This is a genomic window from Mesobacillus sp. S13 (assembly GCF_020422885.1).
GTDB classification, from domain to species: domain Bacteria; phylum Bacillota; class Bacilli; order Bacillales; family Cytobacillaceae; genus Mesobacillus; species Mesobacillus selenatarsenatis_A.
The window spans coordinates 1885422-1899504 of the sequence record NZ_CP084622.1 but is presented as its reverse complement, the minus strand read 5'-3'; the positions used below and the strand labels follow the sequence as shown (position 1 = coordinate 1899504).

Below are 14083 nucleotides of genomic sequence, written 5' to 3'. Positions count from 1 at the left end.
ATGATGGTTAATAATTTTTTAGGGAACTGGGTGAAGACACTATGTTATCAACTACAGAAATAGGGATTGATCTAGGTACAGCCAATACACTAGTATATAGTAAAAATAAAGGAGTCGCCTTGAATGAACCTTCAGTAGTGGCGATCGATACTGAAACGAAAAATGTTCTTGCTGTCGGCAAGGAAGCGAAGGAAATGATCGGCAAGACACCTGGAAAAATCGTGGCGATCCGTCCGTTGAAAGATGGAGTCATTGCTGATTTCGACGTAACAACGGAAATGCTTAAACAAATCATGAAGAAAGCTTCAAAAAAGGGCGGCTTTACACTCCGTAAACCGGATGTTGTCGTCTGCACACCGTCTGGCTCAACCAGTGTTGAACGCCGTGCGATCCAGGATGCAGTCAGAAATGCTGGAGCAAAGAAGGTACATCTGATTGAGGAACCAGTTGCCGCGGCAATTGGAGCTGGACTGCCTGTTGATGAGCCGGTAGCGAACGTTGTCGTTGATATCGGTGGCGGCACAACGGAAGTCGCAATCATTTCATATGGCGGTGTCGTTGCCTGCCATTCCATTCGCATCGCTGGCGACAGATTGGACGAAGACATCGTCCATTATGTACGTAAAGAATACAATGTCCTCATTGGTGAAAGAACAGCTGAGAAAATCAAAATGGAGATTGGGTATGCGCTTGTTGACCATGAAATGTTGGAAATGGAAATCCGAGGCCGTGACCTTGTAACAGGCCTTCCAAAGACCGTGACCCTCAATTCCTATGAAATCAGGGACACTCTGAAAGAATCCCTGCTTCATATCATGGAAGCGATACGTGCTACACTAGAGGACTGCCCTGCAGAACTAAGCGGTGATATTGTAGACCGCGGCGTGATCCTTTCTGGTGGCGGCGCTTTGTTGAACGGGATGCAGGATTGGCTTGGAGGCGAAATGGTCGTTCCAGTACACATTGCTCCAAATCCGCTTGAATCGGTTGCGATAGGAACTGGTAAAGCATTGCAGTACATTCATAAGTTACAGCCTGCTGTAAAGTAAAATAACTGTCACTAAAAGATCGCGATAGAATACGCGATCTTTTAGTTTACTTTCATTCACACAAATAATCTGCAAAGAAGATTTTATCCATCCTCTCTCATAAATGCTCCTAAAAAGTCTAAAACCATTTTTAGCTGCCACTTAATAAATACTTCTCTTTAATAATCTTCAGATGATGGAGTTCATGCCCGCTGATCATGTAAGCGATGGTTTCTACCGATACATCGTACCCATTGGCTTTGCTCATGATAAGTAAAGATTTTTGCGGAAGGCCTTTTAACAGACTGATTGTTGCTCTTCTAACGTTCTGATAATCTTCCAAAAGATCTGTCATCGTGCGCGTGTAAAAGGTAGCTCTCTTTACAAACTCGTTCTCATCGAATCCCATTAGAGGAGTTGTATCTCCTCTTGCAATGCGAAGGATTCTATAGGACATGATCCTTTCAGTATCTGTCAGGTGTCCAAGCACCTCGGACAAAGTCCATTTCCCTTCCCCATAGCGATAGTTGGCCTGAACCTCGGTTACTTTGGATAATAATTTGTACGTAGTCTCAAGCTGTTCAGCAAGAATATTGGTAATGTCTCCTTCTGGGACCAGTTTAATATAGCCCCTTGTATACTCAGGAAACATTTCTAAAGCTGGCTTTTTGAACATTATAAAACCCCCTTCATTCTTTTCTTATATAGTAATTCGTGCAAAACAGATTTTTCCCTTTTAAAATGCTTGTTTCCTTGCGTCAAAATAAAAGGACACTGTTCTTTAACAGTGCCCTCCATTTCATTCCTTATATTGTTTCCTTAGCCTATTGAAATACAAGAATACCGGCAAAGGAATGACAATAAAGCCAAGGCTCTTGATAATCTGATTGACTGCCCTGTCTTTTTGCCGTTGCTTTTCTTCTGTAACATACACATCATAATTGCTGCGAAGTTCTTCCTCAGTCAGTTCTGATTTGGAACCTTCGATTTTTCCATTGTTCACCATTTGTTTGTATTCAGTAAAACTTTGATAATATCCGGTTGGACTGACAAGATCGGCTGTTGCCATGAATATCGAAACCCCTCCGCCAATTACCATCATCAATGTAGCAAACAATACTAGATAAGTATATAAATGTCTGACCACTTTCTCTCCTCCTTGCTCCTTATTTTTCACTGCAAAAGCCACTATAAATACCAATAAAGCTACAGGTAAAACGGAAAATACTAATGAGAAAGCAAACAATCTTTCGCCCCCTTTGATAAGTATAAGAGCCAATAACCAAATCAATGGATTTACATTTTTCCTATTAGTGTAATTTTACACTATGTTCAGGCGGATTTAAAGAATTATTATCCATCTCAAGTAAAATTTTCATTACACAAAAAAACAGTGTCCCCACTGGAAACACTGTTTTTTCATATATGAATTTTCATTTTTATCTCGCTATTCTTATCACATTACCCTTTTGAACATTTTCTCCATTTCATATGTGGAGTAGTGGACGATGATTGGCCGGCCATGCGGACAAGTGAACGGATCCGATGAACGCCGCAATTCATCCAGCAATGCCTGAATCTCATCGTTTCGCAGATGGTGATTGGCTTTGATTGATGCCTTGCAGCTCATCATAATCGCTGCTTCTTCTCGAAGCTTTTTAAGATCCACTTTCTTCATCATGAGCAGCTGTTCAATCATATCTTCAATCAGATCTTTTTCCTCACCGCGAGGGAACCATTGCGGGTGTGATCGAACGATGAAACTATTGTAGCCAAATGGCTCAAGGAACACCCCCACTTTTTCAAGTTCATGCTGATACTCATTGATTTTGATGCATTCATCCGCCGAATATTCAAGTGTGATTGGGACAAGCATTTCCTGAAGCTCAGTCGCCACCTCGCCTACCTTGTCCCTGAAGTATTCATATTTGATTCTCTCCTGGGCGGCATGCTGGTCAATGATATATAAACCACGATCGTTCTGTGCGAGAATATAGGTCCCGTGCATTTGCCCTATTGGATAAAGAGGAGGGACTCGAGAAGCCTGCACTTCAGCAGCCGGTCCGACAACTGGTGAGGCAGCAGCTGGAGCAATCACTTCCTCCTCACCTTGTACAGATTCGTCTTCAACTGGTGAAACTGATGAAGATATGGAATTCTCTTGGGCTACAAAAGCATTTCTCCAGTCTGGTGCTTCCTGCTGTTGATTAATCGCAAGTTCGGGAGCATTGAAGCTGTTGCTGAGATCCGCCGTTTTATAGCTATTTCCAAGCTCAATGGCCTTCTCCTCAACAAATGATCTTCCAACGTTGGGTGTAGGGACTAAGTTGGGCTTATTTTCAGCTTCAGGCAAATGATCGAGATCCATAAAAGTTTGTTCTGATTTTGGCTTTTCCTGCTTCTGAGTGACCATCCCAGCCGGAATCAATTCCTTCGTTTTAAAGGCACCTTTTATGACACTCGAGACAAGCTCATTCAATTCATGCTCCTTGCTCAATCGTACTTCCATCTTGGACGGATGAACGTTCACATCTATCAGAAGCGGGTCCATTTCAATATTCAAAAGAACGACAGGATATCTGCCTATAGGAAGCAATGTATGGTAGCCTTCCTGAATCGCCTTTACGAGAGCATAGTTTTTGATAAAACGGCCATTAATCATCGTCGAAATATAGTTTCTTGATGCCCTGGTGATTTCTGGCATTGAGATATAGCCGCTAATTCTATAATCCAATGATTCTCCCGAAATAGGAATCATGGATTTCACCATATTAATACCATAGATGGCGGCCAACACCTGGCGTACGTCCCCATTTCCTGTCGTCTTTAAAAGCTGTCGTCCATTATGGACAAGCCTGAAGGAAATCTCTGGATTTGCCAGCGCCAGACGGTTAACAACATCCGTTATATTGCCAAGTTCTGTATGAATGGTTTTCATATATTTAAGCCGTGCCGGAGTATTGAAAAACAGATCCGAAATGATGATATCCGTACCTTTTCGGCTGTCGGCTTTCTCCACTGACTCTACCTTTCCGCCTTCGATGACCACTTTATTGCCTTCGATGCCGGTCGATGTTTTCATTTCAAGCCTTGAAACAGAGGCAATACTCGGCAGAGCCTCGCCCCTGAACCCAAGAGTCCTGATTCGGAACAAGTCATTTTCGTTCTTGATTTTGCTAGTGGCATGCCGCTGGAAGGCGACGAGAACATCGTCTTCCTCTATGCCGTCTCCATTGTCTGTGATCCTGATCCTGGCTAGTCCAGCTTCCTCAAGATCAATCTCGATCACGGTACTATTAGCATCAATTGCATTCTCCAGCAATTCCTTCACAACCGATGCCGGCCGTTCAACTACCTCACCGGCAGCAATCTTGTTTGATAAGGCGTCGTCCAGCTGAATAATTTTCGCCATTCTGTCACCTCCAGCTTTTCAATAGTTTTAGCCGCATTATTTCCTTAGCTTTTTTTGCAGCTCGTAAAGCATATTCATAGCCTGCAAAGGAGTCATATCAAGGATTTCCAGTCCAACTAATTGTTCAAGAACCTGCTTTTCCTTCTTGCTTGAACCACTAGCTTTCTTCTGTTCAGGCTCCTCATCAAAAAATGATAGCTGAGCCGCGGCTGCTGTTTCAGCTGCTTGAAGCATGCTTTGGTTTTCTTCTTCGTTATGCAAAGTTTCCCTTACAGAGTTGAAGCTCTCCTGACGATTAAGTTCAGATGAAACTTGTGTGTCTGTTTGTTCAAGTGTCTGCAGGATTTCAGCAGCACGTTCGATCAGGTCTGCCGGCAATTCAGCAAGCTGGGCAACATGGATCCCGTAACTCTTATCCGCTGCACCTTCCCTGATTTTATGAAGAAAAACGACCTTTCCATTCTGCTCGACAGCACTGACATGCACATTCTTCAATTTATCCAAATCATTTTCCAGTGAAGTCATTTCATGGTAGTGGGTCGAAAACAGCGTCTTAGCGCTGATTTTATCATGTATATATTCAATCATCGCCTGAGCAAGTGCCATTCCGTCGTATGTGGATGTGCCCCGGCCGATTTCATCAAAAAGAATCAAGCTGTCCTTCGTCGCATTGGTTATTGCGTTCTTTGCCTCAAGCATCTCTACCATAAAAGTACTTTGCCCAGAAACAAGATCATCTGCCGCCCCAATCCTGGTGAAAACTTGGTCAAATATCGGCATGACCGCCTCAGTCGCCGGAACGAAACAGCCGATTTGTGCCATGATTGCCGTCAGGGCAACCTGGCGCATATATGTGCTTTTACCAGACATATTTGGTCCAGTAATCAGCAGTACTTCGCGGTCATTGTCCATAAAGCAATCGTTTGGCACATATTCTTGAGCATCCATCACTTTTTCGACAACCGGGTGGCGTCCATCCTTCAGAACAATTTTCCTATCTGCTGAGAACTGCGGTCTTACATATTGACGCTGTTCACTCAGCTCTGCAAAGCCTAGAATGACATCCAGTTCACTCAATGCTCTGGCAAGCCCTTGTAATCTAGGAATGAACTCTTTAATCCTTTCGCGAATTCCGGTAAACAGCTGGTATTCTAACTCGATGCTTTTTTCCTCGGCTGCAAGGATCAAATCTTCCTTTTCCTTCAGCTCAGGAGTGATAAACCGCTCGGCATTCGATAAAGTCTGCTTCCGCTCATATTGGCCTTCCTGTAAAAGATGAAGGTTGGCCTTCGTTACTTCAATATAGTAGCCAAACACCCTGTTGTAGCCAATTTTCAATGATTTGATCCCTGTTTTCTCACGCTCGTCCCGCTCTAACATGGCAATCCACGTTTTGCCATTCCGGCTGGCATCTCGGTATTGGTCTAGCTGATGATCGTAGCCATCCCTGATGATATTCCCTTCCTTTACAGAAATAGGAGGGTTATCAACGATTGCCTGTTCAAGCAGATCGGCTGCCTCCTCACAAGGATCGAGTCTATCAGCCATGGAGGCAGCTTCTTCATGGGAAAGGCTCTCCAAAATATATTTTAAAGATGGTACTTGTAATAAAGACCTTTTTAACTGCATTAAGTCCCTTGGATTCAAATTGCCAAAGGCAACCCTGCCAGCCAGGCGTTCAAGATCGTAGACCTCTTTCAGCTTCTCACGTAATTCCTGGCGTTCAAAAAACTGTCCGACAAAAAGCTGGACCAATTCCTGGCGGCGGACAATTTCAGTTTTGTCAATCAACGGCCTGTTGATCCATTGCTTCAGCATCCTGCCGCCCATTGCGGTCATTGTCTCATCAAGCAGCCATAGAAGTGTTCCTTTTTTCGCCGTCGACCTAATTGTCTCTGTCAATTCAAGATTGCGCTTTGAAAAATAATCAATTTTCATAAATTGCTGTACCTTGTAGACAGATACCTTTTGCAGGTGGTCAAGGCTGCGCTTCTGAGTTCTGTATAAGTAATTGAATAACCTTGAAGCTGTGTTTCTTAACTGTTCATCCTCGAGGTCCGCAAATAGCAATGAAAAATTCTCATTCACTTCGATGTTGTCCTCAATTGAAAGCGCAAGAATAGAACGTTCCTTCATCTTTTTCTGGATTTCTGGAGAAAGCGAGCTTTCAATGACAACTTCCTTTGCTCCTGAAATCGATAATTCGTTAATAAGATCTTCGATACTGCCGTTGACGAGGGTAGCCCTGCTTTCCCCTGTCGACAGGTCGCTGCATGCAAACCCGAACATGTTTCCAGGAAAAACCGAAACAGTAGCGATGAAATTATTTTCCTTTTCTAAAAGCCCTCGTCCCTCCATCACTGTTCCCGGAGTGATTAGCTGGACAACTTCCCGCTTGACGACACCCTTTGCCGTCTTGGGATCTTCGGTTTGTTCACATATCGCAACTTTATAGCCTTTGTTAATCAACTGTTCAATATAGTTAGGAGCTGAATGGTAAGGAACACCACACATCGGAATCCGTTCCTCGCCGCCGCCCTCTCTGCTTGTCAGAGTAATCTCAAGCTCCTGGGATGCCTTTAACGCATCCTCAAAGAACATTTCATAAAAATCTCCCAAGCGGAAAAATAAAAAGGCATCCTGGTAATCTGCCTTCACTTGCAGGTATTGCTTGATCATAGGGGTATATGTAGCCATATTATCCTCCAAAATTCACTTTGCTTTATTGTTACGGCAATGCGCCACGCTCTGCTTTTACCGTTTTTCGCCTTGTTTCTCTTTTTCGGGCAATGCAGACACTCTGCTTTTACCGTTTTTCATCCTGTTTCTCTTTTTCGGGCAATGCAGACGCTTTGCTTTTACCGTACTTCATGCTTTTCTCCATTTTCGGGCAATACTGACATTCTGCTTTTACCCAATTAGTTCATTCTTTGCTATTCGGTCAATCCAAGAATCTCATTTCGACTCTTACTCTAAATATCTATTATAACTCGACAAAAAATAATTTTCGATAGAATCCCCTTAAAAAGAATTACCAGTCCTAAATAAGGACTGGTAAACATCACTCATATTTCATCCTTTTCAATCCGATTGTAAAGAATAGGATACTGAAAACAAGTAAGACTGCTGTCGAGTTGCGAAGTGCTGGAAAATACAGGCTTCCACTGACGATTTCACGGAATCCTGTGATCATCCAGCTCTGGGGCACCACTTTTGCTATTTGCTGCATGAATTCTGGGACAATCTCTATTGGCCAATATACTCCTCCCAGCATGCAGGTGCTGACTATTAACACAGCGCTCAACGCACTTGCCTGCTGCCTTGTTTTTACGATGCTAGCCATCATGAGGCCAAATCCGACAATGGTGATGATGACCAATGCTGCAAATGGGATGAAATAGAATAAATTCCCCCACATGGAACCATAAATTACGAACATAACGATCATGAGGACGGTTAATTGGATTGCTCCCATCAAAAAATAGGAAAATAAATACCCTGTCATCACCTGAGCTTTCGTCGTTGGTGATGTGAGCAGACGCTGCCATGTTCCACCGACTTTTTCATCAAGTATGGTGGAGGCAGCTCCTGAAATACCGAACATCATGAACATAATCGTAAAGCCGATCGCCAGCATGCTGACTGAACCAGTTGTTGATTTTTCCTTTTGGATGACTTTACTGCTTATATCCACTGGTTCACGAGCTGATGCTTTCTCAAGAATAGCATTGAACGGATCTGGATCTTGTCCGGGAGCCATTTCAAGTGCTTGAATAACAGTCCTTCCTACACCTTCAACATAGCTGCTTAGCGCAAGATACTCCTGCGTTTTCCTTTTAACAACAATTTGAAAAAGCGGCTTCTTCTGCTCATGACTCTGTACTATTGAATCAGCAATCAATACCGCTGCAATGGCTTCTTGATTTTCGACAGCTTCCCGAGCTTGTTTTTCATCCGTCTTGAGCCATGTATACTGTCTGTTTGAAGACATTAAATCGAGAATCCTGCTGTAACTTTCATCATTTTTTGCTGCCATCATCACAACCGGTTTATCCCCTGAAGCTCCCTCAGAACCTATTCCTCCAAAAATAATACTGAAAAAAATCGGCATTACAAACATCAGAATAATTGCCGAAGGCGTTTTGAACAAAGTTTTTAAGTGTAGAAAAGCGATGGGCAAAACTTTACGCATGGAAAGCCCTCCTTCTTGCCGACAGGGTTACAAACGCAATGAGGAGAGACGCAAGACCAATCACTATTAAAATACCTGCTTCCAGCCATACTTTCCCCACTCCTGCACCTGACATCAACTCCAGGAATGTTTGGAGGGCAAGGGCATTGGGCAGGACTTTCACGACCGTATTGACCCAATCCGGAAAAATATATAATGGGACCATGCTTCCGCCGACAGCTGCCATTATTTGAGTAGCCAGCATTCCGGCAGCATTGAATGTTTTCTCCTTTTTGACAAGGGCACCCAAAAGAACACCCAACCCGCTCACGCTAAAAACAAAAGCAAAGCCGACAATAATGACACCTGTCATGGATTCTCCCCAACGTACATGATAAAGATAATGCGTTCCAAGAACGATGATGAGAAATTGAATTGACGACATAAACAGTAAGCCAATAAACTTGCCGATTAAGTATTGCTTATTCGACAGTTTGGTAACCAATAGACGACTGTATACATCTTGTTCTTTTTCATCAATCATTGCACTTACTCCGGTTATAACCGTCATCAGCAAAAACATGACACCCATACCAGCAGCATAATACTGGAATGATCCCACTGGTTTTTGATCCTGTTCTACCGCTACTTCTTCCGCAAAGTCATAATCAGAGACCGACAATTGAGATCTAGCCGGAAGAGCTTTGCCCATGTTGGCCGGACCGGCGACCTCCATGGCTATTACATTCACTGCCGCTGCCTGAGTGAATTGCAGCACGACATTCTCGACGATTGATGATTGAATTGATGCGGATGGAATAGAGACGATCTGTACTTTAGACTCTTTACCAGAAATGATATGATCAGAAAAATCCTCGGGAATAATGATTCCGACGGAAAGTACCTGCTGCTGTAAATAATCTTCAAGCTCCTCTTCCGTCATCTCCTCTGCAGAAATCAGCTTTGGAAGTCCTGTCATGAACGCCTCTTGAGACAACACACTCCCTAGTTGCCCTTGATCCTGATTAACAATACCGGCCTTGAATTTTTTTATGGAAGGTGCATCTTCTTCATCCATCATATTTCCGAACGCTGAACCAAGAATTCCAATCAATAAGATAGGCATGAGAACAAGTGTCAACAGTGCCTTCCGGTCCCTCGCCATCAGAATTGTATCTTTTAACGCCAGCCACCAAAACCCCATATCCACCCTCTCCTTAATCCCTTAAACTTCGGCCAGTAAGATGGAGGAACACACTCTCAAGGTTCGGTTCCACGACTTCTACTGATGTGATTTCAAAGCCGGCACCTGTAACAGTCTGTATCAATTCACTAAGAACTTTTTGTGGTTCCTTATGGAAAATCGCCAGCTCCTCATGATTTACTGACAGGTCATTTTCAGGGATTGAAAGAGCTAATGCCGTTTTTAGGTTTTCAATTTTAGGTGCGCCGGAAAAATTCATAACAATGCGTGAGCGATCACCGATTGTCTCTCTTAACTCTGAAATGGTTCCCGAAGTGATGAATTCTCCCTGATCCATAATGCCAATCTTTTCACAAAGATACTCAACTTCTTCCATATAGTGACTTGTATAGATGACCGTCATCCCTTCTGCATTTAGCCTTTTTACCGTTTCAAGAATATGGCTGCGGGATTGGGGATCAATCCCAACGGTCGGTTCATCCATGATCAATAACTCCGGGTTATGTAATATCGCAGCTCCGATATTGACTCTCCTCTTCATTCCACCAGAAAAAGTCTCCACTTTTTCCGTGGCCCGATCAGTCAAACCAATGATATCGAGGACCTCCTTAATCCTTTCTTGCAAATGGCTGCCGCTTAAACCGTACATTCTGCCCCAGAATGACAGGTTTTCCCTCGCACTCATCTGTTGGTAAAGAGCAATCTCCTGAGGAACGATTCCTAAAAGTCCTTGCCCCTGCTTTGGCTGTCTGACCATATCAATGCCTGCAATTTGAATGTATCCGGAACTCGGCGGGAATAACCCTGAAATCATTTGGATCGTGGTCGTCTTTCCTGCACCATTGGGTCCCAGAAGACCATATGATTCACCCTTCTGCAAGGAAAAAGAAACATTCTTGACTGCCTCGAACTCTTTAAACCTCTTAGTCAATTGCTTTACTTTCAAGACTTCCATTCAGAACACCTACTTTCGACCTATGTTGATTTAATTATCCCAGAAACTATTGAACCATGAAATAAATTCCAATAAATATATGAAAATATTTAGAAAAGATTCTCAAGGATTAACCGTGAGGCATTGTACCGCGAATGCCGAACTATAACTGATTGGTTTTCATATAGAGTAATGCGCCCACATAAAAAAGCAAGACATGTCTGTCCTGCTCTAAGGTTGGAATACATTATATTTCCTTGCTGTTTCAACCCATTCATATCGTTTATGAGTACCTAGTTTCTCACCGATTTTTTGACGATGGTTCTCCACGGTCTTAACTGAAATATCAAGCCTTTCAGCGATATCTTTTTGGGAATATCCTTTAACCGTTAGAATGAAAACTTCCTTTTCCCGCTTGGTGATCGGGAGGTCGACAAGATTGACTTGGTCACAACCCGTATCCTCTTCCCATATATGTGTATCGAACACTTTCTGGTTGGCCAGGATTTTATCAAGCGATTGGATGAGGTCGTCCCGCTTCAGCTGCTTGATTAAATAACCGTCCGCCCCCGCCTCATAAGCTTTCTTTTGATATATGATATCATCATGCATCGAAAAAATGACTATTTTGGCATCCGGAAGCAGTTTCCGCAGCCTTTCCAGGGTTGTCATACCGTCCAGGCCGCCTGGCATTGAAAGATCCAACAGTACCAAATCGGCGGGAAATTCAGCCGCAGCCTTAACAGCTTCATACCCATCGCAGGCACAAATCCTGCCATCGATGCAAAAGGATTGCTGCAGCAGCATGCTTAAACCTTCGCGGACGATTTCATGATCATCGATAATCATCAGGTTCATATTCTCTCTCCCTCCGCTCTTATTAAAGATACAAATCCTTCCACCCTTGTTGGACCACCTTCTTTACTGATCCACTTAATGTCCCCATCAAGCATTTTGCAACGTTCGTACATATGCTTCAGGCCGAGCCCTTTCGTTTTGCATCCGCCTGAAATAAATCCATTGCCATTGTCGTATAATTGGAAAAAGATATATTGATAGTTGCTTTTTAAATGAATCGAAAAGTAAGTGGCTTTTCCGTGGCGTACTGAATTCGTGATACTTTCCTGGATGATCCTGAATAGATGAAGTTCTTTTTCAGGATCCAACTCCTTTTCCCGATGGATCTCCATATCCAGGAAGATTTCAATCTGGTATAACTTTTTCCAGTCCTTCACTGCCTGCACAAGGGATTTTTCCAAACCGATATCATAGACGATTTCAGGTCTGAGGCTTTTGGTCAGGCGTTTAATATCTTGTAGGGTTTTTTCCATGACATTGACCATATTTGTAACATGATTTTGATATTTATCATCGCTTATATTCTGTTTTATAACCTCGAGACCAAGGAAGATGCTATAGACACTCTGGCCAATATGATCATGAAGCTCCATGGCAATCCTTTTCCGCTCAGCCTCCTGTGCCAGCAGCGTTTCTTGAACAAGCAGTTCATGAAAACGGGCCCTCTCACTATTTTCATTCTGTACAGGCGGCCGGATTCTCAATACATAATATATCTGTTCTGATATCATCATCTTTTTCAATGACATTTCAAATTCTTCAAGGTCCTCATACACTGCAAGATGGGAATTGAAAAATGGAATCGGGTCATCGGTGGTCAAAATACAGCGATTTTCATTCTCTTCCACTTCCCGTTCCTGGCAATAGGTACAGTACGGCACCTTCTCTCTAAGCTTCCAGCCAGTCATGCCAAAAGCTTTTTCATTAAGATAAAGAATTGTCCGTTCTTTATCCATAACAATCATGCCCTCGGGCAGATGGTCAACAATCTCCGCTAGAAACTCAGTTTGCATCTCCATAAGCTAGTCCCTCACTAAAACATTCCTTCTTCGCAACTCCATTTTAACCCCTTTTCTTGCCTTCACCCCGCCACGTTTATTAACATTAAGTGAAATCTATACTTATTTATCCGCAAAAAAAAAAAGACCCTGATAGGCCTTACCACTTTTTTTGATATTTACTGTGTTGGTCTGTTTCACCGACGTATTGAAATCCATTTGCCACATAAAATTGATTCAATTTGCTGTTGTCAGCAACACAGTCTAATTTTAGATAAGACTTATCAGTTGAATAATTTTTGTCAATCCATTGCAGTATTTCTTTTCCTATACCTTTACCCATCTGTGATGGTAAAATAGCCAGCCTATGGAGATAGACTGAGTCTTCTTCATGGTTCTCACCAAATATATGTCTGTCCCAATCACTCTGAGTATCTGAGAGGGTGAAGGTAGCGATTAATTCTTGATCTGACAGGACAATATATGTTTCTTGTTGTTTTACAGCCTCCAAAATTTCCTTATCTTCGCCACCACTTAGTAAGTATTGCCATTGATTGATGCCATGGTTCTGTATCCATTGCGCAGTGGTTTTTAGCAAATCAATAATTCGCTGTCCGTCATCGCTCACAGCAAGTCTTACGTTCTCCGTTTTAAGCAAATTCACACCTACTTTCCATTATTCAATAAACCATTCTTTATTTTTATCGATATTCCTTCATCGAAAAAACCTTTTTATAAAGATGTGTGGTACAACACGGGCTTTGATTTAATACAAAAAAAACAGGCTTAAGTTAGCCTGTTCTAATGTAATAATATCATTTCAAAGAACTGAGAACTTGCTCGATATCCTCATTGATCATTTCCGTTGCCTGGGCCATTGTCCTGACATCCTTGGATACCCAGTAATCATATAATCGTGCGAGGTCATTTCGGTTATATACCTGTTTTCCGTAATGGTTGTAAAAATAAGCAACCAAAAGATTGACTACATTGGCCGGGAGTTTACTGCGGGTTGAAATCGATCTGAGTGCAATATTCTCTAGTCCGCGGATATTATTATCAGTGAATTTTTCCACTACTTCAATTGGCATGGCATTTTCGCAAAAAGTAAGGAACTCTGGATCAGTTAATTGTTGTTTATTCATAGTAATTCTCCTGCTTCATTTACTTGATCAAATGGCTTCCAGTGCATTCTCTATAAGTCTGATGTCCATTGAGATAAATTTCTTTATAGTGGCATCTTCACAGCGCTGGTATTCTTTATTAAGTCTCTTCAATTCTTCGTAAAAGATCTGGTATTCATAGTTGTTAATCATAATCTCCCTCATTAATTTACTGTTCTAAGAAATATTTTCCCATTTATACCTATTGTCAAACAACTTTTATAAGGATGATTATGATTATGCTAACATTACCATTAAGCAGACCAGAAAGGAAAGAGGTATTTTGGTTCATTTGCTTTTTCCCAACAAATATAG

The 14083-nt window shown here is 42.4% G+C and carries 13 protein-coding genes; 1 reads left to right on the top strand and 12 read right to left on the bottom strand.

The window, feature by feature from the left end:
* The first annotated feature begins 41 nt into the window (after positions 1-41).
* Complete coding sequence (gene mreBH, locus LGO15_RS09470; RefSeq protein WP_226087404.1) at positions 42-1049, top strand: rod-share determining protein MreBH; 1008 nt, start codon at positions 42-44, stop codon at positions 1047-1049.
* Between the two features lie 130 nt (positions 1050-1179).
* On the opposite strand, the gene LGO15_RS09465 is transcribed toward mreBH, so the two are convergent.
* From LGO15_RS09465 to LGO15_RS09410, 12 genes are all read right to left on the bottom strand, one after another.
* Complete coding sequence (locus tag LGO15_RS09465) at positions 1180-1704, bottom strand: DinB family protein (protein ID WP_226087403.1); 525 nt, start codon at positions 1702-1704, stop codon at positions 1180-1182.
* A 123-nt stretch (positions 1705-1827) separates the two neighbouring features.
* On the bottom strand, positions 1828-2175 hold the full coding sequence (locus LGO15_RS09460) for a hypothetical protein (protein WP_226087402.1): 348 nt from the start codon (positions 2173-2175) through the stop codon (positions 1828-1830).
* Positions 2176-2484: 309 nt separating this feature from the next.
* Positions 2485-4440: a DNA mismatch repair endonuclease MutL gene (gene mutL, locus LGO15_RS09455; protein ID WP_226087401.1), complete on the bottom strand. Its 1956-nt coding sequence runs from the start codon at positions 4438-4440 to the stop codon at positions 2485-2487.
* A gap of 36 nt (positions 4441-4476) precedes the next feature.
* Positions 4477-7137 carry a DNA mismatch repair protein MutS gene (gene mutS / locus LGO15_RS09450; protein WP_226087400.1) on the bottom strand — a complete coding sequence of 887 codons (2661 nt, stop codon included), beginning with the start codon at positions 7135-7137 and terminating at the stop codon, positions 4477-4479.
* 364 nt (positions 7138-7501) lie between these two features.
* Positions 7502-8632 (bottom strand): ABC transporter permease, encoded by a 1131-nt coding sequence (locus tag LGO15_RS09445; RefSeq protein WP_226087399.1) that lies wholly within the window; start codon positions 8630-8632, stop codon positions 7502-7504.
* Positions 8625-9815, bottom strand: a complete 1191-nt coding sequence (locus tag LGO15_RS09440) for an ABC transporter permease (protein ID WP_226087398.1) — start codon at positions 9813-9815, stop codon at positions 8625-8627. Before LGO15_RS09440 ends, LGO15_RS09445 begins: the two co-directional genes overlap by 8 nt.
* 13 nt (positions 9816-9828) lie before the next feature.
* Positions 9829-10770, bottom strand: coding sequence for an ABC transporter ATP-binding protein (locus tag LGO15_RS09435; protein ID WP_167832898.1), 942 nt, complete (start codon positions 10768-10770; stop codon positions 9829-9831).
* A 210-nt stretch (positions 10771-10980) separates the two neighbouring features.
* Positions 10981-11607, bottom strand: a complete 627-nt coding sequence (locus LGO15_RS09430; protein WP_167832897.1) for a response regulator transcription factor — start codon at positions 11605-11607, stop codon at positions 10981-10983.
* A complete protein-coding gene (locus LGO15_RS09425) occupies positions 11604-12626 on the bottom strand; it encodes a sensor histidine kinase (RefSeq protein WP_167832896.1) in 1023 nt (340 codons plus the stop codon). The genes LGO15_RS09430 and LGO15_RS09425 overlap by 4 nt, the downstream gene beginning before the upstream one ends.
* Before the next feature lie 139 nt (positions 12627-12765).
* Positions 12766-13263 carry a GNAT family N-acetyltransferase gene (locus tag LGO15_RS09420; RefSeq protein ID WP_209437980.1) on the bottom strand — a complete coding sequence of 166 codons (498 nt, stop codon included), beginning with the start codon at positions 13261-13263 and terminating at the stop codon, positions 12766-12768.
* Positions 13264-13420: 157 nt separating this feature from the next.
* Entirely contained in the window at positions 13421-13750 is a 330-nt protein-coding gene (locus LGO15_RS09415) for a hypothetical protein (RefSeq protein ID WP_167832894.1), read from the bottom strand.
* Between the two features lie 27 nt (positions 13751-13777).
* The gene (locus LGO15_RS09410) at positions 13778-13921 is read right to left on the bottom strand and encodes a hypothetical protein (RefSeq protein ID WP_167832893.1); all 144 of its coding nucleotides are present in this window, start codon (positions 13919-13921) and stop codon (positions 13778-13780) included.
* Positions 13922-14083 lie beyond the last annotated feature (162 nt).

Excerpts from the sequence above, each read along its gene's own strand:
- mutL (WP_226087401.1), bottom strand. The coding sequence starts at position 4,440 with ATGGCGAAAATTATTCAGCTGGACGACGCCTTATCAAACAAGATTGCT.
- LGO15_RS09415 (WP_167832894.1), bottom strand. The coding sequence starts at position 13,750 with ATGAATAAACAACAATTAACTGATCCAGAGTTCCTTACTTTTTGCGAA.
- LGO15_RS09445 (WP_226087399.1), bottom strand. The coding sequence starts at position 8,632 with ATGCGTAAAGTTTTGCCCATCGCTTTTCTACACTTAAAAACTTTGTTC.
- LGO15_RS09465 (WP_226087403.1), bottom strand. The coding sequence starts at position 1,704 with ATGTTCAAAAAGCCAGCTTTAGAAATGTTTCCTGAGTATACAAGGGGC.
- LGO15_RS09410 (WP_167832893.1), bottom strand. The coding sequence starts at position 13,921 with ATGATTAACAACTATGAATACCAGATCTTTTACGAAGAATTGAAGAGA.
- LGO15_RS09425 (WP_167832896.1), bottom strand. The coding sequence starts at position 12,626 with ATGGAGATGCAAACTGAGTTTCTAGCGGAGATTGTTGACCATCTGCCC.
- LGO15_RS09440 (WP_226087398.1), bottom strand. The coding sequence starts at position 9,815 with ATGGGGTTTTGGTGGCTGGCGTTAAAAGATACAATTCTGATGGCGAGG.
- LGO15_RS09430 (WP_167832897.1), bottom strand. The coding sequence starts at position 11,607 with ATGAACCTGATGATTATCGATGATCATGAAATCGTCCGCGAAGGTTTA.
- LGO15_RS09435 (WP_167832898.1), bottom strand. The coding sequence starts at position 10,770 with ATGGAAGTCTTGAAAGTAAAGCAATTGACTAAGAGGTTTAAAGAGTTC.
- mreBH (WP_226087404.1), top strand. The coding sequence starts at position 42 with ATGTTATCAACTACAGAAATAGGGATTGATCTAGGTACAGCCAATACA.
- mutS (WP_226087400.1), bottom strand. The coding sequence starts at position 7,137 with ATGGCTACATATACCCCTATGATCAAGCAATACCTGCAAGTGAAGGCA.